General features: G+C 48.5%; 24 protein-coding genes and 2 pseudogenes. 15 read left to right on the top strand and 11 right to left on the bottom strand.

The window, feature by feature from the left end; all coding sequences use genetic code 11:
• The 3 genes from EQP46_RS10490 to EQP46_RS10480 all read left to right on the top strand — a co-directional run bounded on the left by EQP46_RS10490 (position 1) and on the right by EQP46_RS10480 (position 1922).
• A complete protein-coding gene (locus EQP46_RS10490; RefSeq protein WP_129493594.1) occupies positions 1–561 on the top strand; it encodes a DapH/DapD/GlmU-related protein in 561 nt (186 codons plus the stop codon).
• Entirely contained in the window at positions 551–1570 is a 1020-nt protein-coding gene (locus EQP46_RS10485) for a CobW family GTP-binding protein (RefSeq protein WP_129493593.1), read from the top strand. The genes EQP46_RS10490 and EQP46_RS10485 overlap by 11 nt, the downstream gene beginning before the upstream one ends.
• A gap of 145 nt (positions 1571–1715) precedes the next feature.
• Positions 1716–1922, top strand: a complete 207-nt coding sequence (locus tag EQP46_RS10480; RefSeq protein WP_129493592.1) for a hypothetical protein — start codon at positions 1716–1718, stop codon at positions 1920–1922.
• Positions 1923–2014: 92 nt separating this feature from the next.
• Here the strand turns inward: EQP46_RS10480 and EQP46_RS10475 are convergent, their stop codons facing one another.
• The 5 genes from EQP46_RS10475 to pdxR all read right to left on the bottom strand — a co-directional run bounded on the left by EQP46_RS10475 (position 2015) and on the right by pdxR (position 7528).
• Positions 2015–3310 (bottom strand): DEAD/DEAH box helicase, encoded by a 1296-nt coding sequence (locus EQP46_RS10475; protein ID WP_129493591.1) that lies wholly within the window; start codon positions 3308–3310, stop codon positions 2015–2017.
• 280 nt (positions 3311–3590) lie between these two features.
• Positions 3591–4235: a lysophospholipid acyltransferase family protein gene (locus EQP46_RS10470; RefSeq protein ID WP_129493590.1), complete on the bottom strand. Its 645-nt coding sequence runs from the start codon at positions 4233–4235 to the stop codon at positions 3591–3593.
• 2 nt (positions 4236–4237) lie between these two features.
• The gene (locus EQP46_RS10465) at positions 4238–5170 is read right to left on the bottom strand and encodes a phosphatidate cytidylyltransferase (RefSeq protein ID WP_129493589.1); all 933 of its coding nucleotides are present in this window, start codon (positions 5168–5170) and stop codon (positions 4238–4240) included.
• Positions 5167–5853 (bottom strand): CDP-alcohol phosphatidyltransferase family protein, encoded by a 687-nt coding sequence (locus EQP46_RS10460; protein ID WP_129493588.1) that lies wholly within the window; start codon positions 5851–5853, stop codon positions 5167–5169. The genes EQP46_RS10465 and EQP46_RS10460 overlap by 4 nt, the downstream gene beginning before the upstream one ends.
• Positions 5854–6010: 157 nt before the next feature.
• The gene (pdxR, locus tag EQP46_RS10455) at positions 6011–7528 is read right to left on the bottom strand and encodes a MocR-like pyridoxine biosynthesis transcription factor PdxR (RefSeq protein WP_129493587.1); all 1518 of its coding nucleotides are present in this window, start codon (positions 7526–7528) and stop codon (positions 6011–6013) included.
• Between the two features lie 127 nt (positions 7529–7655).
• On the opposite strand from pdxR, the gene EQP46_RS10450 reads away from it, so the two are divergent.
• Both EQP46_RS10450 and EQP46_RS10445 read left to right on the top strand, forming a co-directional pair.
• Complete coding sequence (locus tag EQP46_RS10450; protein ID WP_129493586.1) at positions 7656–8315, top strand: pyridoxamine 5'-phosphate oxidase family protein; 660 nt, start codon at positions 7656–7658, stop codon at positions 8313–8315.
• 106 nt (positions 8316–8421) lie between these two features.
• Positions 8422–9312 carry an aspartoacylase gene (locus tag EQP46_RS10445; RefSeq protein WP_102309819.1) on the top strand — a complete coding sequence of 297 codons (891 nt, stop codon included), beginning with the start codon at positions 8422–8424 and terminating at the stop codon, positions 9310–9312.
• Positions 9313–9402: 90 nt separating this feature from the next.
• Here EQP46_RS10445 and EQP46_RS10440 read toward each other — a convergent pair whose 3' ends face one another.
• Entirely contained in the window at positions 9403–9774 is a 372-nt protein-coding gene (locus EQP46_RS10440; RefSeq protein WP_129493585.1) for a hypothetical protein, read from the bottom strand.
• Positions 9775–10022: 248 nt separating this feature from the next.
• Between EQP46_RS10440 and EQP46_RS10430 the strand changes: the two genes are divergently transcribed.
• From EQP46_RS10430 to EQP46_RS10420, 3 genes and pseudogenes are all read left to right on the top strand, one after another.
• Positions 10023–10271: a type II toxin-antitoxin system Phd/YefM family antitoxin gene (locus EQP46_RS10430; RefSeq protein WP_129493584.1), complete on the top strand. Its 249-nt coding sequence runs from the start codon at positions 10023–10025 to the stop codon at positions 10269–10271.
• A pseudogene (locus EQP46_RS10425) lies at positions 10261–10480 on the top strand (type II toxin-antitoxin system RelE family toxin). Before EQP46_RS10430 ends, EQP46_RS10425 begins: the two are co-directional and overlap by 11 nt.
• Before the next feature lie 64 nt (positions 10481–10544).
• A pseudogene (locus EQP46_RS10420) lies at positions 10545–10742 on the top strand (hypothetical protein); the annotation flags it as partial.
• 181 nt (positions 10743–10923) lie between these two features.
• Here the strand turns inward: EQP46_RS10420 and EQP46_RS10415 are convergent.
• Complete coding sequence (locus tag EQP46_RS10415) at positions 10924–11886, bottom strand: transposase (RefSeq protein WP_129493583.1); 963 nt, start codon at positions 11884–11886, stop codon at positions 10924–10926.
• A gap of 182 nt (positions 11887–12068) precedes the next feature.
• A complete protein-coding gene (locus EQP46_RS10410; RefSeq protein WP_129493582.1) occupies positions 12069–12962 on the bottom strand; it encodes a hypothetical protein in 894 nt (297 codons plus the stop codon).
• 160 nt (positions 12963–13122) lie between these two features.
• Here EQP46_RS10410 and EQP46_RS10405 point away from each other — a divergent pair, with 160 nt between their 5' ends.
• The 5 genes from EQP46_RS10405 (at position 13123) to EQP46_RS10385 (ending at position 17333) form a co-directional block, all read left to right on the top strand.
• Positions 13123–14013 carry a LysR family transcriptional regulator gene (locus EQP46_RS10405; RefSeq protein ID WP_129493581.1) on the top strand — a complete coding sequence of 297 codons (891 nt, stop codon included), beginning with the start codon at positions 13123–13125 and terminating at the stop codon, positions 14011–14013.
• A 173-nt stretch (positions 14014–14186) separates the two neighbouring features.
• Entirely contained in the window at positions 14187–15392 is a 1206-nt protein-coding gene (locus tag EQP46_RS10400) for an acetyl-CoA C-acetyltransferase (protein ID WP_129493580.1), read from the top strand.
• A gap of 13 nt (positions 15393–15405) precedes the next feature.
• The gene (locus EQP46_RS10395) at positions 15406–16092 is read left to right on the top strand and encodes a CoA transferase subunit A (RefSeq protein WP_129493579.1); all 687 of its coding nucleotides are present in this window, start codon (positions 15406–15408) and stop codon (positions 16090–16092) included.
• Entirely contained in the window at positions 16089–16769 is a 681-nt protein-coding gene (locus EQP46_RS10390) for a 3-oxoacid CoA-transferase subunit B (protein WP_129493578.1), read from the top strand. Before EQP46_RS10395 ends, EQP46_RS10390 begins: the two co-directional genes overlap by 4 nt.
• A gap of 177 nt (positions 16770–16946) precedes the next feature.
• On the top strand, positions 16947–17333 hold the full coding sequence (locus EQP46_RS10385; RefSeq protein ID WP_129493577.1) for a hypothetical protein: 387 nt from the start codon (positions 16947–16949) through the stop codon (positions 17331–17333).
• Positions 17334–17354: 21 nt separating this feature from the next.
• Here EQP46_RS10385 and EQP46_RS10380 read toward each other — a convergent pair whose 3' ends face one another.
• The gene (locus EQP46_RS10380) at positions 17355–17966 is read right to left on the bottom strand and encodes a class I SAM-dependent methyltransferase (RefSeq protein WP_129493576.1); all 612 of its coding nucleotides are present in this window, start codon (positions 17964–17966) and stop codon (positions 17355–17357) included.
• 180 nt (positions 17967–18146) lie between these two features.
• Entirely contained in the window at positions 18147–20168 is a 2022-nt protein-coding gene (locus EQP46_RS10375; protein ID WP_129493575.1) for an alkyl/aryl-sulfatase, read from the bottom strand.
• A gap of 115 nt (positions 20169–20283) precedes the next feature.
• Between EQP46_RS10375 and EQP46_RS10370 the strand changes: the two genes are divergently transcribed.
• Positions 20284–21180 (top strand): LysR family transcriptional regulator, encoded by an 897-nt coding sequence (locus EQP46_RS10370; protein ID WP_129493574.1) that lies wholly within the window; start codon positions 20284–20286, stop codon positions 21178–21180.
• Between the two features lie 510 nt (positions 21181–21690).
• A complete protein-coding gene (locus EQP46_RS10365) occupies positions 21691–23886 on the top strand; it encodes an immunoglobulin-like domain-containing protein (protein ID WP_129493573.1) in 2196 nt (731 codons plus the stop codon).
• Positions 23887–24036: 150 nt separating this feature from the next.
• On the opposite strand, the gene EQP46_RS10360 is transcribed toward EQP46_RS10365, so the two are convergent.
• Positions 24037–24327 carry a hypothetical protein gene (locus EQP46_RS10360; protein ID WP_129493572.1) on the bottom strand — a complete coding sequence of 97 codons (291 nt, stop codon included), beginning with the start codon at positions 24325–24327 and terminating at the stop codon, positions 24037–24039.
• Positions 24328–24374 lie beyond the last annotated feature (47 nt).

Genomic DNA, 24374 nt, shown 5'->3' with positions numbered 1-24374 from the left:
TTGCTGAGAAAAAATCCATCAGGCCATTACCCGAATGTGTCTGAAAAGGCATTTATTGATCCTACAGCCATCATCTGTGGTCACGTCATCATTGAAGAAAATGTGTTTGTCGGCCCCTATGCGGTGATCCGCGCAGATGAGGTCGATGAAACGGGTGAGATGCAGCCTATCCACATTCAAAGGGATTCAAACATTCAAGATGGCGTCGTCATTCATTCGAAAAGTGGCGCAGCCGTGTCCATCGGCAAACAGACCTCGATTGCGCATCGTTCCATCATTCACGGTCCCTGTACGATCGGCGACGATGTCTTTATTGGGTTTAACAGCGTGATGTTTCGTACCACGATTGGCGAGGGTTGCGTTATTCGTCATAACTGCGTGGTGGATGGAACCGACCTGCCACCGGCCTACCATGTTCCACCAATGACGAACATTGGTCCTGGGTTCGATCTCAATGCGATCGAGAAAGTCCCGCCTGAATACGCCAGCTTTTCTGAATCGGTGGTGTCAGCGAACAATACCTTGGTTGAAGGCTATAAGAGGTTAGCGAATGAATTCTAATGTCTCACCGATACTCGCCGTTCCCACAAACATCATCACGGGCTTTTTGGGCGTAGGTAAAACCTCGGCAATTTTGCATTTACTGAAAAGCAAACCGGCTGACGAACGCTGGGCTGTGTTGGTGAATGAATTTGGCGAAATTGGCGTCGATGGTAGCTTGTTTGAAGGGACACACTCCAAGCAACAAGGGGTATTCATTCGTGAAGTGCCCGGTGGTTGCATGTGTTGTGCGGCGGGGCTGCCCATGCAAATCGCCCTCTCTCAGCTTCTTTCTGAGGCAAGGCCTGATCGCCTGTTGATTGAACCAACAGGCCTCGGTCACCCTAAAGAAGTGCTCGAAGTACTGACATCCGAGTATTACCAAGAAGTGCTCGCGCTACAAAAAACACTCACCTTGGTGGATGCAAGAACCCTCTCAGACGAGCGATATACAAACCATGCCACGTTTAATCAGCAGATTGCGATGGCAGATTTAATCGTCGGCAATAAAGTCGACTTATACCGTGAGGGCGACACGGCGAGACTGGCCAACTACGTCAAAGAACACGCTGCGCCGCAGACTGAAATTGTGTTAACCCAAAACGGCGACATTCCGTTTTCTCTGCTGTCTGGCCCAAGCGCGAATCACCTTCTCAACCCACATGGTCACCACCACCATCATCATCACCACAAACAAGACAAACCATTGGCATCTGAGCTGCCGCTCCCTGAATCCGGTTTTCTTAAAGCAGAAAATCAAGATGAAGGGTATTCGAGCATAGGTTGGCGCTTTGCCGCGAGCAAAGTCTTCAACTACCAAAAACTCTCAACGTTTTTATCGACCATTCGTGCGGTGAGAATGAAAGCCGTGTTTATCACAGACACGGGCGTGTTTGGTTACAACCTCACCCTCGACGCGCTGAATGAAATGGAGTTGGATGATGCACTGGAAAGCCGCATCGAAGTGATTACCGATCGCCAACAAGATGACTTAGAGCCGAATTTGTTGGCCTGTGTGCTTGGCGAATAACACCCTCGAAACCTAAAAGGGCTGACGTATCAGCCCTTTTCCCTTCTTTATCCGCCTTTGTTGAGCCTTTAAGACAACATACACTTTGGAAATTTTTTCGTTGCGGTATGCTGGTTTTATCGGCCAACAAACAGGACGTTTTGCCATGTTTTTTCGTGTTTTAAGCTTATTGATCGCTGTCGGGGTTATCGCGCTTATTGCGACACCTGATGCGCCCGATTCACTGCGTTGGATGGCATGGGTGTATCTGCTCGTGATGTGTGGCATTGGCATGATTGCGATGAACGGCCCACGCATTCACCAATGGCTAGAAGAAAAAGAAGCAGAATTGAAATCTCGCTTTAAGCGCTAGCAGACCGTAAAAGCGCTAGCGGAACGTAAAAAGGGTTGGCAATGCCAACCCTTTTTTCACTCTATCATCGCGCAAAAAAGTGCGTGAATCGCTTACAGTCGTTTCAGCCAGATTTCAGCGGCTGAGGGTTTGCGATCTTTGTTTTTGCTTTTTTTCTTGCCGCTGCCCGCAGGTTTTGCCATCGGTTTAGCCACGTTCGCGAGGGCTTCAGCCACTGACGCATCCACTTCAAAGCCTGCGACTTCTTCACGCTCAAGACGAATCTTGTTCTTCTTCTCGATGATGCTGAAGTGGTGGTAGTCCTCATGGTCGATCAGCGACAGCGCCAAACCGACTTCACCCGCACGGCCACTTCGACCGATGCGGTGCATGTAATCTGCCGGGCTGCGCGGTAAATCAAAGTTGATCACCACAGGCAGTTTTTCGATATCCAGACCACGCGCGGCAATGTCAGTAGCGATAAGCACGTCGATCTCGCCGGATTTAAAGCCATCCAGCACGCGCGTACGTGAACCTTGGCCTTTGTCGCCGTGGAACACTTCCGCTTTAATGCCGCGCTTTGCCAGTTTATCTGCCAAGTGCTCACAGTGCTTTTTCGCGTTCACGAAAATCAATGCTTGTCGCCATGCGTTCTGTTGAATCAAATGCGCAAGAACGGCCGTTTTCTCACCTTGGTTGACGGTGAAAACACGTTGAACCAGTGTGCTTGCATCAGCACTTTGCAATTGAAGTTCGACAGGGTTGTTCAGCAGCGCGTGAGCAAGCGAGGTGACTTCTTCTGGGAAGGTTGCTGAGAACAACAAGGTTTGTTTTTGCTTTGGTAACAAAGCCAACAGCGCAGAAAGCTCTTCGGTAAAACCAAGGCTTAGCATACGGTCAGCTTCATCAAGCACCAGGGTTTTCACGCGATCAAGTTTAATCGCGTTGCTAGAAATCAGATCCAGCAGACGACCCGGGGTTGCCACCAGCACATCTGTGCCGCCACGCAATGCCAGCATTTGTGTATTGGCAGACACGCCACCGAATACCGCAACGGTTTTTACCGCGCCATTAAAATGCACAGAGTAAGATTTAATGCTGTCTGCAACCTGCTTCGCCAGTTCGCGAGTAGGAACCAGCACCAAGCCTGTGACATAGTTGCCTTTGCCGCCTTTTGACATGCTGCCTTGTTGTTCAAAGATATGCTGCAACATTGGCAGTGCAAAGCTCGCCGTTTTACCTGAACCGGTATTCGCCCCAGCAATGAGGTCGCGCCCCGCAAGTGCACTTGGGATCGCTTGTGCTTGAATAGGCGTTGGCTGCTGGTATTCCAACTCGGTTAAACGTGCTAACAGAGGTGAAATAAGGCCGAGTTCAGTAAAGGTGGCTGGCGTCTTTGCAGTAGTCATTAAGATAAAAGGCTCAAAGCTAAAAATGATAGCCGAACATTTTAGTGTATTTCGCCCCTACTCAGTTAGTGATATTGATCACTATCGGTCTTTCATCCACTGTGCGGATTTGGCTCTCGGGCTAGATCACGCTGGGTACAAAGATTAAAAAAATCAAAATCGAACAGTAAAACAAGGCATTAGCGACGAAATCGCATGACGCTTGTGTCCAACACTGATCCGAGCATCTCTTTTTCTGATTTGTCCTAACCAAGAGCAGAAAAACATCGCTGGGGGAAAATTAAAGCACTTGGGTCACACAGTGCTTCGTTAGCGATTCATAGGCTGTCTGCATGTCTGTCAGAAATGCATCGGAATTCTCAAACGCTTCCAGTGGCTCACCTACCACCACGTCACAATTGAAAGGCACAAACATCGCTGTGCCTTTGGGCAGGGACAACCCAAGACCGCGCATCACCACGGGCAGTACCGGACACTTGTCGTACTCCCTGACCAGATGGTAAATGCCCTTTTTCAACCCGCTCATCACTTCTGGCTCACCGCGGCTGCCTTCAGGAAACACCAACAAAATATCGTTATCACGCAGTGCACGGTGGCACTCATCAAAGAGTTTGTCTTTATCCGCCCCTGAGTTCATTCGCTTGATCGGAATAATGCCAATCACATTCAGCGATAGCCAAGCAACAAAACGGTTGGAAAGAAAGTAATCCGCCGCAGCCACTGGTCGCACTTTGTGCACTTGGCTAATCGGAAACAGCGCGAGTAACACCAGCGTATCAAGATGGCTATTGTGGTTGGCGGCAAGCACTGCTGGGCCACTCACGGGGAGCTTGTCTCTGTTAATGACATTGAGGCCAAGCGCAATGAACACCAATGGCTTTACGATCAGCAGCACAAACAACACTTTCAGTACTTTCGGCAACATAATCAATAATATAAGTAATAGATATAATGAAAAAACAGTGGCGCTGTAAACATCAAGCTATCCACGCGATCAAGAATACCGCCATGCCCAGGGATGAGATGACCCGTGTCTTTGATTTTCAAATCCCGCTTCACTGAAGAAATGACCAAGTCCCCAATAAATCCGCTTAACGAAATGATCAACCCTGCGACCATGCCTTCTAACGGCGTAAGCGGCGTTAAATACGGTGCCGCAAAATAGGAAAGCACGACGATGGTAATACCGCCGCCAATGAATCCTCCCCACGTTTTGTTCGGGCTGACTTTCGGGATGATTTTCCGCTTCCCAAAACTCTTCCCGCACACGTATTGGCTCACATCATTGAACTGCGTGAAGATCAAAAGGAAAAGCAGCATACCGAGCGATCCTGCATCGGGGTTTTTGCTCGGAAGCACGAGTAAATACGCCATGTGGCTGAGGCAAAATACCGTCAACATCATTGACCAGTGAATCACCCCCGCTGAGCGAATAAATCCGTTCGTGTCACCAATTAACACCGCTACCATCGGCAGATAAAGAAACATGTAGACGGGAATGAAGATGATAAACATCCCGTACCATTCAATGGAGAGCCAGTAATAATGAAGCGGAATGGAAAGATACGCCCAGAAAATGACCCGTCGGTCAGCTAAGCGTATTGGCACAATCGAAAGAAACTCTTTCAACGCCATAAAACTCAGAAAACCGAAGAAAACAATGGTGTACTGAAGGGGCAAGAAAAGCGCGATAAAGATAATGCCCACCATCCACCACCAGGAGCGGATCCTGAGCTTTAATTCCAGAAAATCCCCGTCGGGCGTGGTGCGCGATTTCCAAAGATACACTGCCGTACCCGCCACAAGCGCGGCGAAAACAGAGACCATCACATGCTGAGAATGAGGGAGAATCGAGGTCATTGTTTATCCCCATCTTTCAACGCTGCACCTTCAACGTCCTGATAGATGAACACCAAACGTCGCCAGCATGTCACTAAGCTGCCTAGCAGCATGACAACAAGCGCCAATTCGATGATGTTGACAGGAAGATCTGCAAAAAAGCCTGTCAGGTTCTGAAGAAAGAGCACCACGAGTGCGCCCGTTAACAACGCCATGCGATGTTGCTTCGCCATGGGGCCACGAAAATCCGCTTTCGTCCCCATGCTGACACCCAACACGCGAATATACGCCGTGAGAACAGCGACCAGCGCACAGGCCCACGCCAAATACATTCCGCTTTCATGCTGCGTGGCAAAGCCTACGCCGATGATGAGTAAAGGGTCGGCAATACGGTCAGGCACATCATTGAACAGCTCACCGGATGCGGTACTTTTGCCGCCTTCAATGGCCACCATGCCGTCGAACAAATTACACAGCAGACGCCCCTGAATACACACTGCCGCCACCAGTAAAAGCACACTTGATGCGAAGAAATGGTACCCAAGCATTGCCGCAAATCCCAATGCGGCAAACACAATGCTCATCAACGAAATCTGATTCGGCGTAATATCATGATTGTTAATCCACACAGCAATGCGTTGCGTGAGAGCACTCTGTCGCACCGCTAACGGACGACGACTCGCGTCATTGATTTTGGGGTCCATCCATCCTCTCGACATAATCCATTAATCTAACGATATCTTAGCGTTACATCTTTATTTCACATACGGCGTTAGACGCGTTTTTGCATATAATGTCAAAAATGCGAATCACCTATTTTTTTAAAACGAAAACAAAAGATTGCATCATCATTCGACGTAATCAGCATTGCGCTTCAAAGCATTCGGCCAGTTTCTTCACACCTTGGCGAATATCTTCTAAAGAACTGTTGCCAAAACCCGCCACCAGCGTGCGGTGCATCCAATCCGGCACTTCATCCACAGTCTCAGCATCGCAGTAAAATGCCAGTGTACGGATCGTGACACCCTTTTCTTCTAGCAATGCTTTGGCTTCGAGCGCGGTGAATCCGCCTTGCCATCGGAAGGTGACATGCAACCCTGCCGCTTGGCTAATGACCTCCATACGATCGCCGAAATGTTCATGCAATGCTTGAACAAATACCCGCTGCTTTTCTTGGTACAAGGTGCGCATTTTTCGGATGTGACGCAGGTAATCCCCTTCAGCGATGAACTCCGCCAAGACTTCTTCAATGTGCATCGCTGAGTCACCGCCGATCGCATCTTTCACGCTCAAGCATTTCTCAACCAATGACGCAGGCACCACCATGTAACCGACACGAATCGCAGGCAGCAGGGTTTTACTGAAGGTGCCAACATAAATGACGTTGGCGGCGTCGCCATGAAACTTGGTCGCGAGCCCCTGCAAGGAAGGATAAGGACGGTTAGCGAATTGAAACTCGCTGTCGTAGTCATCTTCGATGATCCATCTTGCCTGCTTGCCGTCGGTTTTCTGCGCCGCCCACTCAATGCATCGCATACGATCATTGGTGTTTAAACTCGTGCCCATGGGGTATTGATTACTCGGTGTGAGGTACACCGCTTTACCATCAAACTGATCGAGCAATGAAATATCGACGCCGGTTTTTGCATCGACAGGCAAATAAGACACAGCAATCTTGCTGCGATCGAGCACCTTGCGCATTTGTGCGTAGCCGGGGTTTTCCATCATCACCTTCTCACCCGCATCAAGAATGGCGTTAATGGCGATATACAGCGCTTGTTGTGCGCCCACGGTAATAATGATGCGCTGCGGCGATGCATCCACTGAACGGCTAAATGACAGATAGTCACTCAGGGCTTGGCGAAGCGCAAGATTGCCCTGAATGTCGTTCTGCCCACCGAGAATCGACCGTTGAAAATGACATTGCAGCGATCGCGCCCACTTCTTGTAAGGAAACTGCGCAAGATCAGGCACCCCAGGCGCGAAAGGTCGATTTCGAACATGCGCATCAAACGGTGGACGTTGATCCGTTTCCTCCCCTTCTAAGGGCGAGTCTGAAAGAGAAGTAGGCGGCACCGATCGTTGAAGATCGCCCTGCGTGTTCGTGTGTAAATAGTGATCCGGCGTTGCCCATTGAATGAAATACCCTGCCCCGCGTCGGCTCTCAATGTAGCCCTCGGCTTTCAATTGCTCATACACCGCTGTGATCGTGTTTCGACTGACGCGCAATTCTTCCGCCAACAAGCGGGTTGCGGGTAAGCGTCCGTTTGTCGGCCACTGGCCATTCAAAATCTTGTCTTGAATCGCAAGGTACAAAGCACTTTGCTTAGACGTATTGCCCGCATCTAAGCGTAAATCACCGATATCAATGGGTTGCATGGTATCCCGCCTCAAAATTGGATCTATTGAGTTATTAAAACTGGCTCTATTTAAGGTGCCAGTTTATCCGTAGATTGCAAGTCAACGGACAAGCAAAAACAACATAGCGCCAAAAAAGGGGAATGTGATGACAGTAGGAACAACCGAGAGAACGCGCGTAAGAAAAGGCGCGCACAAGGCAGTAAAAGATCAAGAAGCGCTATACAGCATCATTGATGAATCCAAGCTGGCGCACGTCGCGTTTAGTGACAAACGCGGCCCCACTGTTATACCCATGCTTGCTTGGCGTATCGGCAACAAGGTCTATATCCACGGCGCGAAAAACAGCCAAATGTTGAAGCATTTGAAAAGCGGCGAACCATGTAGCATGACCTTCTCGATACTTGATGCGTGGGTATTGGCACGCTCCGCCTTTCACCACAGTGCGCACTATCGCTGCGCCATGGCATTTGGTCGTTTTTCAGTGGTGGAAGACAACGAAGAAAAATCCGTCGCACTGGATGCGTTCCTTGAGCAAATCGCACCGGGACGAAGCAAAGAAGCGCGCCCCGGCAATGAAAAAGAACTCACCGCCACAGAAATGTTGGTGATGCCGCTGGATGAAACCTCGGTGAAAATTGGACGTCACGGTGTGAACGATGATTTGGCAGACATGGACATTGATGTGTGGGCGGGTATTTTGCCGTTTCGCACCGTTGCAGGGCCGTTGGAACCAACGTCTGATAACAAAGTCACCGACGTGCCAGACTACTCAAGTGCATACGAAGGCCGTTGGTATACCGAATAACCTCACTATTATTGAATGATTATGCACTCCTCAAGTATGTCGAAGCGCTTGGGGATTGCTCATCTCCCTGATATATTGAATTTTCGTCTATCAGGAGAGGACAAGGATGAGCACATTCAATCGGGTAGCCATTGTCGGCGGTACCCATGGCAACGAATTCAGTGGTATTTATCTTCTTAAAAAGTGGCAGGCTTCCCCTGCACTGATCAGCCGCTCGAGCTTTGAAACGGAAACACTCTTTGCTAACCCCAATGGCTTTCGCGATAACAAACGCTATCTCGACGTCGACCTCAACCGACAGTTCCTTCCTGCCGATCTCGCGAACATGGAATTAAGCAATTACGAGCAAAGCCGCGCCAAAGTGATCAACGCGCAGCTTGGCCCGAAAGGCAATGCCCGCACTGATTTGGTTATAGACTTGCACAACACCACCAGCAACATGGGCCCAACCATCATCTTGCTGAAAGCAGATGCGTTTAACACCCAACTTGCTGCGTATGTGTCTTCACGTATGGCAAACGCCGTTATTCTGTTTGAAGACCATTGTTCGATGGAAGAGCATTACTTCCTCTGCTCAATCGCAGACCAAGGCATTATTGTTGAAATTGGCCCGCAACCACAATCCGTGGTTCGCCAAGATGTGCTGGATTGGATGGACGAAATGACCGCCCACATTCTGGATTTCGTGGAACTGTTCAATAAGAACGAAGTGCCTGAGCTGCCAGCGACGGTTTCTGCTTACCGCTATGAAGAAACGCTAAAGCTGCCAGAAAGTGAAGACGGCGAACGCCTAGGCATGGTGCATAAGAATGTGCAAGATGCTGACTTTACCGTACTGCGCAACGGCGACCCCATCTTCACCCTGTTTGACGGCTCAGAAGTCTGCTGGGAAGGCGATTACGATGCCTACCCGCACTTCATCAACGAAGCCGCCTACTACGACAATAACCTCGCCATGTCGCTCGGTAAGAAAGTCGAGATTGAAGTGATTCGCTAAGCATTCGTAGATACGAGTATGAAAAAAGCGCCGTATAAAAACGGCGCTTTTTGTTTTGTGCAGAGCACATGTTTTCGCGTGGATTAACGCTTAGTCAATGTCGCAATCATTGCAATGTTGCAGTGAAATTTCATGTTCAAAAACGGCGTCGTTACCTTCTGCTAGAAGCTCTGCGATTTCATCCGCCACTTCTTGCTCATCTTCCGCTTTCACTTGGCTCGCAAGGTCTTTTTCTGAGTAACCGTAGAAATTAAGCAGTAAGTAATCGCGCGCTTCCTCTTTCGTGCACGTCACGTTCACCGAAAACTCTGGCTCAACCTTCCCTTGCGCGATAATCGCCGCCATTTGTGCAACGACATCCTCTTTCATCGCTGCCGTTAACCAACCAAGATCGGTGCTTACTTTGGTATTTTTACAGTTAAAACAAGGCGCTTGATGAAAGTAATATTGAAAATCAGTCATGGATAATTTTTCGTTAAGTGTTTTGAAGCAAGATTATGAGTGTTTTTTTGGAAAATACTATCTCAATAGGTTCGGAATAGAGGATTACCGCCCCCGAAGCCAGTGGCCAATACGCTAAAGCCACGCAGAACGATGTTAAGCGAGATTGGGGAAATACAGGCTGCAGTGAGACCGCCGTAAGCAACTTGTTAAACCGCTTAGCTGAGGCTAAAATGACCAAAATAAAGACCACTTAAGAGACCTATTAAATGACCACTAGAATTTTAGCTGATGTTGCTGCAAGCATTACTGAGTTGAAAGCTAACCCGATGAAAGTTGCAACGAGTGCTCACGGTGAACCTGTTGCTGTATTGAACCGAAATGAGCCAGCATTTTATTGCGTACCTGCCGAAGCGTACGAAATGATGATGGACAGACTCGAAGAGCTTGAACTATTAGCCATTGAGAAAGAGCGTGAATCTGAAGAGAGCATTTCGATAGATATTGATGACCTATAAACTCGACTTTAAAAAGAGCGCACTCAAAGAGTGGAAAAAACTTGGCTCTACTCTGCAGCAACAATTTAAGAAAAAGCTACGTCAATCGGGCTACCGTCTGTCTTGTCTACAAAGTTGAAGACGATGTCATCATTGTAATCGTCTTAGCTGTCGGAAAACGCGAACATAGCGATGTATACCGTAAAGCGATGAAAAGGTTAGATGATTGATTGCGGTATAACGCACGTTCAAGGTGTGAAGCACGCTTCCACGACAAAAGAAAGTGGACGTTAACGCGTCATCCAAGGAAGACGTGCTCAAGTACGGACAGTTCTTTACATGGCAATGATGTTGGCGATGCAATGTAACCCTACTTTTAAGGCAACCTATACACGTTTGGTCAATGCTGGAAAACCCAAAAAAGTCGCCATCATTGCCTGTGTGAGAAAGATGGTTGAAAAAACAAGAAAAAACAAGGACAGACATACTTAAAAACCATCCCAGCTTGACACCGAGAATGACGCTTTCGCTCTATCGAACAGTTTATTCTTTCGAGAAAATCTATCTTATCTCTAAGTAAGAACCATAATTTACGGAGATTGACTGAATGACACGCAACAAAAACCTCAAGCTCGCGCCTGAGGGATCGTATTTTCTGGAGGGGGAGCTTGATTTAGCGGTTTGGCAACCGAAAGCCTGAAAATCGCTTTCGCTGCAAGTGAGGTAACGCCGCCTTTATTGAATTTTCAGTGCCGACAATGCCGCCTTGCTCAATGCGTGTGCATGTTTCCAACCAACTTTTAGCGTCAAATCCTAGTCTTTCTAGCAGTGGCGGCGAAGTATTATCAATATTTCCACGTTTATCATCCCGCACTTGTCTACCAGTCCAATCAACCAAGGCAAGATAATCCATCAATAGAAAAGGAATGCCAGCTGGCATGCTCTCTCGCGGGTTTCCAGCAAAAGGAAACAGCCCTACTGGAGATGTTTGATTACTTTCTATCGCCTCAATGCGCGCTTTCACGCTTGTATAATCCGACGTTTCTGGCGCTTCGGCAATTGCTGAACGTACAGGGTTCAAATCAACATACGCCATGGCTGCGGCGACGGCTTTCTCATCCAGTAATGCTTGGCTTTTAAAGCGCCCTTCCCAGAAATGTCCGGTACAATCGTCCTCTCGATTGGCTTCTGAGGCAATGTGCTGATTGATCAAACGCATAAACCAACTGATTGAGACAAGGCGCTCTCGCCACTCTTCAATCATCTCATTGCACCTTTCAGTTTCAGCCTCTGACAGTTCATCCCCCTGCATGAATCGCTGAACTAACGCTGGTCCATGATGAAAAGTGAGCCAACGCTCAACGACTTCAACATCTGACAACGTTTTTGCCTTTTCAGCATTGATATGCAAAACCACATGATAGTGATTACTCATGATGGCGTACGCGCATACGTCGATACAAAACGCGCTAGCTAACGCAAGTAGCCGCTTTTCAATCCATCCGCGGCGATGTTCGTAACTTTGTTGCACTTGCTCATCATAGCCACAGAGAAATGACCGACGAACACAACGGGATACACAGTGGTAATAAGGCGTGGCGTCAATACTGATGAGGGAGGAACGGGCTTTTGTCATTGAGATTCAAGATGGATGGCAACTAAACAATACAAAAAGCATATCGTTATGAAACCATCCATTCATCTTTGTCTCACACCTTTGAGCCTAAAAGCACTAACGCATGCAACTGATAAAGTTATGGTTTTCTTAAGGTGTGTGTCCCTCTTTTTTCCGTGTCCCTCTTTTTTCCTTTTTTCACTTTATGAAGCGGACTCCACCACCTTTCCACATCTGAGCTTGAGTATGATCTTAAGTAGTAAGGCCGCCAAGAAACCGTATAATTGATACAGTCCAAACAATACTTGTAAGGCAGCAACTACGACAAGAGGTATGTCTTTCACACTACCTTCAATTAAAACTGAATAGATGACTAATGCTAACAAGCAGCTAGCCAACAAGTTAAAAGCAGATTCCAATGAGCTAAATAAATCAATAGAGACTAATTTGCGAACGCACTTTTCATCATCGCTATCAAAGTATTTTCTTGCACTTAATATCAAGCCAAAAGGAATTTTCTCATTCCCAAAACGGTTGACCCTTAGCATAGCCCTTATAAGTGGACGTATTACCTTTACGCCATAAGTGAGCCTAAAGTATTCGACTTCTATTTCATCTCTGAAGTGCTTTTTTAGTTCTTCAGAAACCTCATTTGACTTACTAGCTTCAAGAAGGATGTTTAGTTTCCGCTTCCTATGTTCATCACGAAAGGTCACTATGTTTCTGGTATTTACCAGGAAGAAGACTAAGACCATTGTTACTGCGTAGCCAAAATCCCCACTTTCAATGTGTGCGATTATTTCTTGCAAATCAAACCTCACCAATACACTAAGCCTTGCGTCATAACAGCCTATTAGCGTGCAAATTGCCCGTTTAGTCCAAAACCGGGACGCCCGACCAATCCGCTCTAACTTGTGCAAACTTACCATATAGTTGTATAAAATCAGATAATTAACTCTTATTGGTGGTAGCCTCAACGAAAAAATCAGGCGTCCCGCACTAAAAATGCGCGAATTTTCACTATGCGCATTCCATTGCACATCCAAACAGGCGTTATTCACAAGAAAAGTTTGGCCTTTGGAAGACGCGTCAAGCACTCAGATGCTCGGAATGCCCGATTCCTCCTTAAGTAAAAACTCGAACTTGTGGGATAAAAACTGACCAAACCTGAAAACTGTTTGTTGCGCACGTGCAAAAGTTAACCGAATCTTTTACAAAGGGATTTCGCATATACCTAAACAGCCTCGGAGAGATTTCATGCTCGATAAAATGGCATTCTTTATCTACGTGATCCGCACAGGGTCTATCTCTTCGGCAGCGCGTCAGTTTAATGTCTCCGTTTCTGCGGGAAGCCGCTGGCTACAAGAATTGGAACAACATTTCGGCACTACCCTCTGCCACCGTTCTAACCGCCTATTGGAAGCCACACAGGCGGGCCAGACTCTCTATGAAGAATTCTCACCGATCGTCGATAACGCCGAGCGCGTAAGTCAGAAGCTCGCGGGGTTTCAGGATAACGAGAAAGGCCACATCAACATTGCCTGCACGCCTGTTTATGCCAACCACTATTTGATGGACAAAATCACCGAGTACACCCGACTCAACCCGAAAGTGACGTTCAACATTAACGTCACGCCTTGGGCACTCGACCATGCCAGCACCAGCGATTTGATGATCAGTGCCAACGCCCGCTTTCAGGGCTACCGAGAAAAAGACTTACTCTTGGTCAAACGGGAACTGTTGGCCTCTCCGTTTGTGGTGGTGGCTGCACCGCACTACACAGAACAACAAGGGCTACCCACCCAACCGGAAGATTTGCAGGACCACGCCTGTTTGGTCGCGACCACACTCACGGGCAGTAACGAATGGATCTTCCAAAAAGGCATTGAAAACATCGTACTGAAAGTACCGAAAACCATTGAGGTGAATGACAGCGACCTCTTATTGCGCGGCGTCTCCCAAGGCGCGGGGATTGCTTACCTTCCCCAATTCGTCACCCAAGATGCGGTTGAAAACGGTGCACTTATTCCTTTGCTGCAAGACTTTACAACCAGTACTTGGAGTTTGAATCTTTACTATCACCCCGCCACAGTTGCCTCGCCCGTCGCCAGTAAATTTAAAGATTTCTTACTGGAAAACCCTTGCTGAGCCCTTTCTAACCACGTCTTATTGACGCCTTGCTAATAGGGCTTCACACACCTCACTCCTCCTGCTTTGCATTTTCGCAAAGCCACTTTGAATTTCTGTCTATATCGCCTCCCGCTCTCATTCCGTAAGCTAAAAAGCAAATAACAAATCGCAAGCATGGGAGCACGGGTGACATGGAACGCATCTATATTGTGGCGGCAAAACGCACGCCAATCGGCAGTTTTAACGGTTCTCTCGCGTCATTGTCAGGCGTTGAGCTTGGCGCACATGCGATGAAAGCCGCACTTGAACAGGTAGACATCACGCCGGATCTTATCGACGAAGTCATTGTGGGCAATGTGCTGACCGGCGGTGCGGGTATGGGGCCAGGCCGACAAGCTGCCATCAATGCCGGTGTTCCAGATACGGTGCCCGCCTACACACTGAACATGATTTGTGGCAGCGGCATGAAAGTCATCATGGACGGTGCGAGCCACATTCGTGCTGGCGATGCACAAATTGTTCTCACTTGCGGCATGGAAAGCATGTCCAACGCGCCGTTTATCACCTCTGGGCAAATTCGCCGCGGCGTTCGTATGGGCCAACAAATGCAGGAAGACAGCATCATCAAAGACGGCTTAACCGATGCTTTCCATCACTACCACATGGGTGTGACCGCAGAGAATATCGCCTCCCAGTGCAATATCAGCCGCAAAGCGCAAGACCAGTTTGCCTTGCAGAGCCAACAGAAAGCCGTGAACGCCATTGAAAACGGTCATTTCGAAGCGGAAATCGCGCCAATCACGGTGACTGAGCGAAAACGCCAGTTTTACGTCAAAGACGATGAATACCCCAAAGCAAACGCCACCTTTGAAGGGCTTCAAGCGCTGCGCCCAGCCTTCGACAAACAAGGCAGCGTGACGGCGGGCAACGCATCTGGCATTAACGATGGCGCATCCGCCATTTTGCTGGCATCAGAAAGCGCGGTGAAACGTCACAACCTCACCCCACTGGCTGAGTTGGTGGAATACGGACAGGGCGCCATTGCACCAGAAGTGATGGGACTTGGGCCTGTTTCAGCCATCGCCAACACCTTGACCAAGGCCAAAATGACCATCGAAGACATCAAGGTATTCGAACTAAACGAAGCGTTTGCGGCTCAAGCGCTTGGTGTGATCAAAGAAGTCGCTGAAGAACATCAGATCGAACAAGACTGGCTGTTAGCACGCAGCAACCTCAGCGGCGGCGCGATTGCCCTTGGTCACCCTATTGGCGCGTCTGGCAACCGTATTGTCACTACGCTGGTTTACCAACTGCAACGCACGCAACAAGAGTATGGTCTAGCGTCGTTATGTATTGGTGGCGGCATGGGCACGGCACTCATTCTGAAACGTTGCTAAGGGAATGGACACCATGAAAAAAGCAGCGACCGCCCAACAGATTGAACACCTCTTGCATGACGGCATGACCATCATGATCGGGGGCTTTATGGCGACAGGCGCACCAGAGCACCTGATCGATCTCTTGATTCAAAAAGACATCAAAGACATTACGCTGATCACCACTGACACAGGTTCTCCCGGCCGTGGTTCAAGCCGTTTGATTGCTGATAAGCGAGTGAAAAAGCTGTATGCCTCCCACATTGGGACGAACCCTGAAACGGGCAAGCAAATGAACGAAGGCACGCTGGAGGTTGAGTTGGTTTCCCAAGGCACGCTCGCGGAACGCATTCGCTCTGCTGGTGCAGGGTTAGGCGGCGTACTCACGCCAACAGGGCTCGGCACCATCGTCGCGGAAAACAAACGCGTGATAGACGTCGATGGGCAACCATTTTTGCTGGAAACACCGCTAAAAGCCGATTTGGCTTTGATCAGAGGCTCAAAAGTCGATCGTCGTGGCAACGTGTTTTACAGCAAAACCACCCAGAATTTTAATCCGCTCATGGCGACCGCGGCGGAAACCGTCATTGTCGAACCTGAACAACTCGTTGAACTTGGCGACATTGCACCTGAAGCGGTTCATACCCCAAGCATCTTTGTTGATCATATTTTTGTCGATCATATCTTTGTTGATCACATTCAGGTGGAGGACACGCAATGACAGCGCAATTGGATAAAGACACCATCCGCCACCGCATTGCATGGCGTGTCGCCCGCGAGATGAAAGACGGTGATGTGGTGAACCTGGGTATTGGCTTACCCACACTGGTTGCCAATCATGTCGACAAAGAGGTCGAGTTGTTACTGCAAGGGGAAAACGGCCTGCTGGGCATTGATCAATTGGCGTGTGAAAACACCATGGACGCCGATCTGGTGAATGCAGGCGGCCAACACATTACTGCCGTAAACGGGGCGTGTTACTTCAACAGCGCCGACTCTTTCGCCATCATCCGTGGCGGCCATGTCGATGCCACGGTATTGGGCGCGCTGCAGGTTGATGAGCAGGGTAACCTCGCCAACTGGATCATTCCCGGAAAAATGGTGCCGGGCATGGGCGGCGCAATGGATCTGGTCGTCGGTGCCAAAAAGGTCATTGTCGCGATGGAGCATTCCGTGAAAGGCCAGCCTAAGTTGCTGAAGCATTGCTCCTTACCACTCACAGCCGCGAATCAAGTCAACCTGATCGTGACAGAAATGGGGGTATTTGAAATCAGCGAACGTGGCATGATGCTTACTGAGCTTGCCCCTGAATTTTCCATCGAAGAGGTTCAAGCCGCCACGGAAGCCACGCTTCTGGTATCACCCGATTTAGTGCCGATGCAATTGCCCGTTGACTGACGTTTATGAGCTAGCCATCAGGTCTAACTCACGAACGCCTATCCAAGCACAGTCATCACGGAACAAGCATGTTCAGAATAATTTGACTCATTCAGTACTCAGAAAATAGGATATGAGGGCACATGGCAATCAAGTTCAATGACTTGCCATATACCTTGATGAGTAAGAGCAATCCCAATGTCTAATGTCGTTCAAATCTCGAAGTTTGGTGGTAGTAAGAAGACCAACACTACGCCAGCAACCCAATCGCCAAGCCCTAAAGCGTTAAGGGAAGAGGCAGCATTGAAGCAAGATAATCAATGCTACTTCTGTGGCACACGTAAAGAGCCCAAAGAACTGCACTGGCTGGATAAGGTGGGGTTTAAGCAAAAAACACACGTTGTCTGCGGTACGTGTAGCTCTGAGGCGAAATCACGTTCAATGGACGAATTGAGGATCATCCTTGCACTCAAGGCGATGGATTTCAGAACCGTGAAGCTCAAGCAGTACCTTGAACTGAGAGAGAAAGGGGTTCAAATAGACGGTGTTCGCGATTACAAATTCCACTTTGAAACGATTGAGTGATTGAGTGATTGAGTGATTGAGCTAAAGGTGTCCATCTGAAGCGGTTCTGACAGCAACAACAGAATATGTATGCCAGTGCTTTACTTTACCCAATGATGTCTTGGCATTTTCGTCTCGCTCAAAGAAGCGAACGATTTCAAACCCTGAGAATAATGCCCTAACCGCACGCTCTGACAGAGGTGTGGTTGGGCTACGATAATTTGATGCCCAACTATCTTTTTCTCCCATAAAGTCACCAGCAAAAACGCCGCCAATTTCAATCGATGATTTAATCTTGTCCCACGTCCTATCAAACTGGCTGGGATCTGCGAAAAAGAGGCTAGAATTGGCGAGAACAATGCCCGCAGTTGGATAGTCATAGGACTCAAATGACGCCTCTGATATCTCCACCAGCGATGTACCTTGAAAACGATCGCGACAAATTGCGATAGCCTCTGGGTTCACATCAAACCCATACACCTGATAGCTTTGCTTCTCTAGGAATGCAATATCACTCCCCGTTCCACAGCCACAATCGATCGCCACGTTTGACCTAGATTCGTTCAGGCGAACGACAAACTCCGTTCGTTTTAAATGCGGACGAAGCAGTGCTTTCTCATAAAACTTTCGCCAAATATCACTGTGTTCATCCATTAATACAAAGCATCTCAAGATCCGAAAACCAATCGTTAACATTATGTACAAATTGGCCAAGGCAGTGTCGGTTTTCGACCAAAACTGGCACCAAGGTAAGAGATCAACCTTTGTGAAACGCAATAAAAAAGCCCAGCAGGACGCTGGGCTATCTCATGCAATTTTTACGCTATGGTGCTTTTATTTCTTCGGCATTGGCAGAATTTCAAACAAACCATCGAAATCATCCAGCGTGCCAGCGAGCTTACTCAATAGTTCAACATCCCCTTTCACACCTGCTTGACCAGATTTGAGCAAACTTTCCAAACTTGTTTCTCCCAACACCACTTTGGTGAAGTCGGTTTTATGAATGATGAGTTCGAAATCAACATCTGGCATTTCATCAACTTCGATGTTTGCCATGTTTGCATTCGACACTTCACCGTAGAAACGCTCACCAAGATCAGGATGGTAAACCCCGAAATTGAAGTCCAGACCTGCCGCCTCCGCTTTCGGCGCATTCAAGCTCACTGCGATAAAATCAAGGAACATGCCCGTGGGTGTATTTGCAATCACATCGGGTGATGCCAATTTAATGGAAGGCTGAATTTCACCGGTGCGAAGCTCGGCTGCGCCTTGCAAGTAGCTGTTACGCCATGCCATGGTTTCAGACTGATAGCCCTGCTGCTCAAAGCTGTCTGCCAAAGCAAAACGGTAATCGATGTTGCTAGGTTCACACTGCACCAAATCGTTGAACAGTTGCGATGCTTCCTGATACTCGCCAGCGTTGAAATGCGTCATCCCCGCTTTATAGAGCGCATCTTCACCGGCAGCTTCAACATATACGCAAGACTTGTCTTGGGTTTGAAGTGGATTCGTGTTCACGGGGTTCATGTCATGGTAACCAAGATACAAATTCACCACGGCTCGCGCATTGTGACTGTATGACCCGTGATACCCATTGGTATGCCAAGTATCAATCTGAGATTGAGGAACGATCTTTTCTATTTCACGCCCAACGTCATGAATGGTGACACCGTGGTTTGCTAAACGCATGGCTTGGTTATGAATGAACCCGTAGTTATCGCGCTGCAATGTCATGTACTCCGAAATTTCGTTCACATCAGTGTCTTTGTCATCCCACACGGGGGCAGAGTGCGCGGCGTGGATGTTGTCGACCAATCCAGAATCAACAAAGCGCATCTTCAATTCTGTCAGGTACTTCGTCCATACTAATGAGTCGCGAACTTTCGCCCCACGGAAGGTATATATATTGTGCATGCCGTCATAGGTCAGTTCTGCGGTATTGAGAGAACGATATTCAGGCACATACAGCACGATTTCTGCGGGCGCTTCTGCACCAGGCATATTGATGGCGACAAAGTCCAAGCCATCAATCGTTATGCGCTTCTCACGCTCTTGAATTTCTTCCGTCGGCGCAACCAAGGTCACTTCACCGCGTGACGTGCCTAAACCTAACGCGTTATCAACGATGCCTTTGGTGTTGGTGTCCAGCGTTGTACCGTACTGGTAATTCGCGCGGCGTCCCATTGCAGTACCTGCAATCACGTTTTCATCCGCCAGTTCTTTAATGAAATCTTTGGGTGCATAGATTTCGGCATTTGCGGCAAAGTCGCCAGATTCAAACACGCCGCGAGAGCCACCGAAATGGTCGGCATGCATGTGTGAGTAAATCATGCCGGTGATTTTATGCTCACCATTGATGGCGGGAAGGTGTTTTTTAGCAAACGCCCAGGATGCCGCTGCTGCTTCGCGAGATAACAGAGGATCATGAATCACGTACCCGTTGTCAGAGCGGTAAATCGTCATGTTGGATAAGTCAGCGCCACGGATTTGATACACACCGTCAGTCACCTCATACAACCCGCCTGCTGCGTAGTTCAACATGCCTTGACGCCAGATGGACGGATTCACGGTGGGTGGCAGATCGTCCACAGACATGTCAGTCATGTATTCGAATCGGTTTTTAAGCTCACCCGCTTCATGCGTACCAAATTCCGCAATCAGGCCATGTGTCGTTCGATCAAATGCGGAGGTGTCATGCCAAGGAAGTGTTTTTGCCAACGCAGCATTCGCGTTGATCGTATGCACTGAGGCGGGTTTACCTTCATACGTGTCAATCGATGCATAGTCATTGGCAAAAGCACCGAAAGACGCAAAAATCGCGAGAGACAAAACGGAAGGAGTGCATTGAATTTTCATGGTGAACCTCTTGGGGTTACGTATTGGGTATGGGTCTAATCTATCGTGTTTGACTCATAGCAATACATGCATGAAAATGTATTTTAAACATCACAAATTGTTATGTAAGGATACAATGCTAAACCATCTTGATTTGAATCTGCTAAAAGTTTTTGTGGCGGTCTATCGTCATCAATCCATCACAATGGCAGCAGAAGAGATGGGACTAACGCAGCCAGGTGTCAGCGGGCTATTAAAGCGTTTGCAACAGCAAGTTGGCAGCCAACTCTTTGTACGTTCGGGAAGAGGCATTGCACCAACGCAACACGCGCAAGCCCTCATGGAACACGTTGAGCCCGCGCTAATTCAAATCAGCAATGCGCTAGAAAACTTGAATGGATTTTCCGTCGAGCATCCGCGTAAATTCATCATCTACACCTCAGAGCCCGTGATGATGCTGCTGCTCCCCAAGATTGAAGCAGACGACAGCCTTGGCAATGTGACGATAGAACTTCAACCTACCCTTTCCAATGAAGAAAAGCTGATCAACGGCTTGAACCAGCACCAAGCGGATATGGCGATAGAGTTTGCCAAATACTCAACGCGCTCGTTCTTTACCGAAGATCTCTTTGAGGATGGTATCTGCGTGATTGCCCGTAAAGGCCACCCAAGAATTGAAGGTACTATCAGCCAAAAGCAGTTTTACAAAGAAAAGCACATCACCTTGAAGCTACGGAGGGAAGATGCTTACTTGGCGGACTATTTCACTAAGGAGAGGCTAGAGGACAGAGAGGTCGCTGCAGAATGCACATCACTGGTTTCACAATTGTCGATGGTATCAAACAGTGATTGCATTGCGACAATGACAGCAAGCGTTGCCTCGTTACTTGCAGAACGATTACACATCCAGATACTAGACATCCCTTTGACTACCCACCCCGTGCGATACCGGTTGATGGTTCATAATCGTAACCGCAATAGCCCATCAAACATCTGGTTGAGGGAAAAGATACAGTCTTATTTTGCTGTCTGATTTTGCCACTTTACGAAGATGCTATATAGCTAACGAGGCGTCTCTGTCACGTTAGCTGTTTAACGCTTGCTCGCTAAATACCGAGGGAGCATTCTTCAGCCTCAAGAAAAGGCGTGATCTTTATTCCATTAATACGCTCACCATTTTTCGCACCTACTTTTCCTTCACCCACCCCATTTTTCATCGCTATTCCAAAGCATCGGCAGGGCTGTCTGGAAACTCACTATATGCCTGCGTTTTTATTGTTCAACACTGAGACTCCTGACATTCCCCTGACGTATTTTCGTCATTCCCCTGATATTTCACCCGTATCTCGACCCTACAATTCGCGCTAAATTTCAGTGAGTTACATTGAATAACTTTGTATTTCCTTGTCGAAAAAATGAACAAGGAGTGATCGTACTTCCATGTAAAAAAAGCAGACATACATTTCGCTTATGTCTTTAAAAAACATCCCGTAACTTACTGACGAAAATACCTGTCTCTTCTTTTATAAGGATTAAAACGGCCATGACGTTTAAACCAAATGCAATTTGTGCTGCGCTCTTTTTGGGCTTAGCGAGCTTCTCTTCTCACGCTTCTGTGTCTGCAGTAAATGGCAACGATATGGTGAACCCTGAAGGTGGCGTTGTTGTGGGTTACTGGCACAACTGGTGTGACGGCGCGGGTTACAAAGGCGGTAATGCACCGTGCGTGACGTTAGAAGAAGTGAACCCAATGTATAACGTGGTCGACGTGTCCTTCATGAAGGTGTTCGACACCGCGGAAGGCCGCATTCCCACCTTCCGTCTTGACCCTATGATTGGTTTGTCTGAGCAAGATTTTATTAACGAAATCGCTGAGCTAAACCGTCAAGGCCGTTCTGTGTTGCTTGCACTGGGTGGTGCAGACGCACACGTTGAATTGAAAACAGGCGACGAGCAGGCGTTCGCGGATGAAATCATTCGTCTGACTGACCTGTACGGTTTCGACGGTTTAGACATCGACCTAGAACAAGCAGCTGTCACCGCGGCTGACAACCAGACCGTGATCCCTGCGGCACTGCGTATGGTGAAAGACCACTACGCCGCACAAGGTAAAAACTTCCTGATCACCATGGCGCCAGAGTTCCCTTATCTGACTGAAGGCGGCAAATACGTCCCTTACATTACAGCGCTTGAAGGTTACTACGATTGGATCAACCCACAGTTTTACAACCAAGGCGGAGACGGCATTTGGATCGATGGTGTGGGTTGGATTGCACAGAACAACGATGCGTTAAAACAAGAATTTATCTACTACATCTCTGACTCGTTGATCAACGGTACGCGCGGCTTCCATAAGATCCCGCACGACAAACTGGTATTCGGTATTCCTTCTAGCAACGATGCAGCGGCAACCGGTTTTGTGAAAGATCCTGCCAAGCTGTATGCGGCGTTTGGTCAGTTAAGTAACCAAGGTCAGCCACTTCGTGGTGTGATGACATGGTCAGTAAACTGGGACATGGGCACCGACGCAGCAGGCAACCAATACAACGAACAATTCATCAAAGATTACGGCCCATTCATTCACGGGCAAACACCGCCGCCACCTGTCGAAGGCAAACCTGTGATCAGCGGCGTGACCGATGCACGTGTGCGCCACGGTGACGAATTCGACGCAATGGCTGGCGTAAAAGCGCTCGATAAAGAAGACGGCGACCTGACCTTTAGCATCGTGATTGACGGCAGCGTTGATACCTCACGCCTAGGTCAATACGTGCTGGTTTACAGTGTGACCGATGAAGACGGTAACGAAACCAAAGCGACACGTACTGTGGAAGTGTATAGCCAGAAACCTGTTTTCTCGGGCGTAGAAAAACTGACCCTGACATTGGGTGCTCAATTCGATGCGATGGCGGGCGTAAAAGCCACCGATGCTGAAGATGGCGACCTAACCGATAAAGTGGCCGTGGAAGGTAGCATTGATACCAATGTGATCGGCAAACACACCATTAGTTACAGTGTCACTGACAGTGCATTGCAAACCGTGACCGTTGACCGCGTCATTTCTGTTACCGATGGCAGCACCTGTGTAAACGCGTGGGATGCCTCAGCGGTATACAACACGGATGACATCGTGAGCCACGCAGGTAAAAACTGGCAAGCCGGTTGGTGGACGCGCGGTGAAGAACCGGGCACCACAGGCGAATGGGGTGTTTGGCGCGAAACAGGTGACAGCGATTGTGGTGACACAGGCACACCCGCGGCAACACTTAAACTGTCAGGCGTGAAAAGCACCTACACAGCAAACAATGGCAATGTAACGCTCGATCTTTCTCTTGAAAGCAACCAAGCGATGACCGCTGAGATCAAAGTAACAGGTGCATCGGTGGTGTCTGGCGGTGAAACCCAAGTGTCCGTTGATGGTAAGTTGGCTGTTTCTCTGACGTTGAGCAATGTGGACGCGGGTCAATATACCGTGTCTGTGATTGGTAAAACCGAAAGCGGCACAACAGTGAAGCAAAACGCAGCATTTACCGTGAAAGATGAGGCGATTACGCCGCCTCCTGGCGGTGAATACCCTAACTATGTGTCTGGTACTGCGTACGCAGCGGGCGACATGGTGACAGGCGTGGATGGCAACATTTACGAGTGTAAGCCATGGCCTTACACCAGCTGGTGTGCGAACGCATCATACGCGCCGGGTGATAGCCTTTACTGGGCGGATGCGTGGGAGCAGCGTTAAGTTCTGCGCGTTAGTCTGACGCTAAAACTGATTTAAACCTAAACGAAGGGGAAGCATGTGCTTCCCTTTTTGTTGTTAAGCGTTCATAGACGGTGAATACTTTGAACTGTTCAGGTGCACACGCCTCATTGTCACCGTGTTTTTGCAATGCTATGAAGCCAGATAGGCCATGAGTATTCCATAGAGACCAAATCCTAGCACCGCCAACACCACCAGTATTTTGATAGTGTTGAACAGTGATTCGATAAACGTCACGTCTTTCCCAACAGGCTCGGGTCGAGGGGAGGTATAACCATGCTTCACTGAACGCGATATGCGATCTTTCTCTTCTTCCTCATCGCGTATTTCGATAAACGTTCTATCTTCCTCGTCGAGATGCGACGCTGAGAGCTTAGCCAATCGTCTAATGGCCTCATCTTGCTTTTTATCATGATGGTTCATTGCATTCCCTCGCACACATGTCATGACAGTTGTCATGCACATCACCA

It is taken from the genome of Enterovibrio baiacu, from assembly GCF_004120195.1.
Taxonomy (GTDB): Bacteria; Pseudomonadota; Gammaproteobacteria; order Enterobacterales; family Vibrionaceae; genus Enterovibrio; species Enterovibrio baiacui.
The sequence above is the reverse complement of the archived record's forward strand: the minus strand, read 5'-3'. Positions and strand labels throughout refer to the sequence as shown.

Bases quoted from the DNA above. Each gene is read 5' to 3' on its own strand.
- EQP46_RS10485 (WP_129493593.1), top strand. From the start codon at position 551: ATGAATTCTAATGTCTCACCGATACTCGCCGTTCCCACAAACATCATC.
- EQP46_RS10480 (WP_129493592.1), top strand. From the start codon at position 1,716: ATGTTTTTTCGTGTTTTAAGCTTATTGATCGCTGTCGGGGTTATCGCG.
- EQP46_RS10475 (WP_129493591.1), bottom strand. From the start codon at position 3,310: ATGACTACTGCAAAGACGCCAGCCACCTTTACTGAACTCGGCCTTATT.
- EQP46_RS10470 (WP_129493590.1), bottom strand. From the start codon at position 4,235: ATGTTGCCGAAAGTACTGAAAGTGTTGTTTGTGCTGCTGATCGTAAAG.
- EQP46_RS10465 (WP_129493589.1), bottom strand. From the start codon at position 5,170: ATGACCTCGATTCTCCCTCATTCTCAGCATGTGATGGTCTCTGTTTTC.
- EQP46_RS10460 (WP_129493588.1), bottom strand. From the start codon at position 5,853: ATGGACCCCAAAATCAATGACGCGAGTCGTCGTCCGTTAGCGGTGCGA.
- pdxR (WP_129493587.1), bottom strand. From the start codon at position 7,528: ATGCAACCCATTGATATCGGTGATTTACGCTTAGATGCGGGCAATACG.
- EQP46_RS10450 (WP_129493586.1), top strand. From the start codon at position 7,656: ATGACAGTAGGAACAACCGAGAGAACGCGCGTAAGAAAAGGCGCGCAC.
- EQP46_RS10445 (WP_102309819.1), top strand. From the start codon at position 8,422: ATGAGCACATTCAATCGGGTAGCCATTGTCGGCGGTACCCATGGCAAC.
- EQP46_RS10440 (WP_129493585.1), bottom strand. From the start codon at position 9,774: ATGACTGATTTTCAATATTACTTTCATCAAGCGCCTTGTTTTAACTGT.
- EQP46_RS10430 (WP_129493584.1), top strand. From the start codon at position 10,023: ATGACCACTAGAATTTTAGCTGATGTTGCTGCAAGCATTACTGAGTTG.
- EQP46_RS10415 (WP_129493583.1), bottom strand. From the start codon at position 11,886: ATGACAAAAGCCCGTTCCTCCCTCATCAGTATTGACGCCACGCCTTAT.
- EQP46_RS10405 (WP_129493581.1), top strand. From the start codon at position 13,123: ATGCTCGATAAAATGGCATTCTTTATCTACGTGATCCGCACAGGGTCT.
- EQP46_RS10400 (WP_129493580.1), top strand. From the start codon at position 14,187: ATGGAACGCATCTATATTGTGGCGGCAAAACGCACGCCAATCGGCAGT.
- EQP46_RS10395 (WP_129493579.1), top strand. From the start codon at position 15,406: ATGAAAAAAGCAGCGACCGCCCAACAGATTGAACACCTCTTGCATGAC.
- EQP46_RS10390 (WP_129493578.1), top strand. From the start codon at position 16,089: ATGACAGCGCAATTGGATAAAGACACCATCCGCCACCGCATTGCATGG.
- EQP46_RS10385 (WP_129493577.1), top strand. From the start codon at position 16,947: ATGTCTAATGTCGTTCAAATCTCGAAGTTTGGTGGTAGTAAGAAGACC.
- EQP46_RS10380 (WP_129493576.1), bottom strand. From the start codon at position 17,966: ATGGATGAACACAGTGATATTTGGCGAAAGTTTTATGAGAAAGCACTG.
- EQP46_RS10375 (WP_129493575.1), bottom strand. From the start codon at position 20,168: ATGAAAATTCAATGCACTCCTTCCGTTTTGTCTCTCGCGATTTTTGCG.
- EQP46_RS10370 (WP_129493574.1), top strand. From the start codon at position 20,284: ATGCTAAACCATCTTGATTTGAATCTGCTAAAAGTTTTTGTGGCGGTC.
- EQP46_RS10365 (WP_129493573.1), top strand. From the start codon at position 21,691: ATGACGTTTAAACCAAATGCAATTTGTGCTGCGCTCTTTTTGGGCTTA.
- EQP46_RS10360 (WP_129493572.1), bottom strand. From the start codon at position 24,327: ATGAACCATCATGATAAAAAGCAAGATGAGGCCATTAGACGATTGGCT.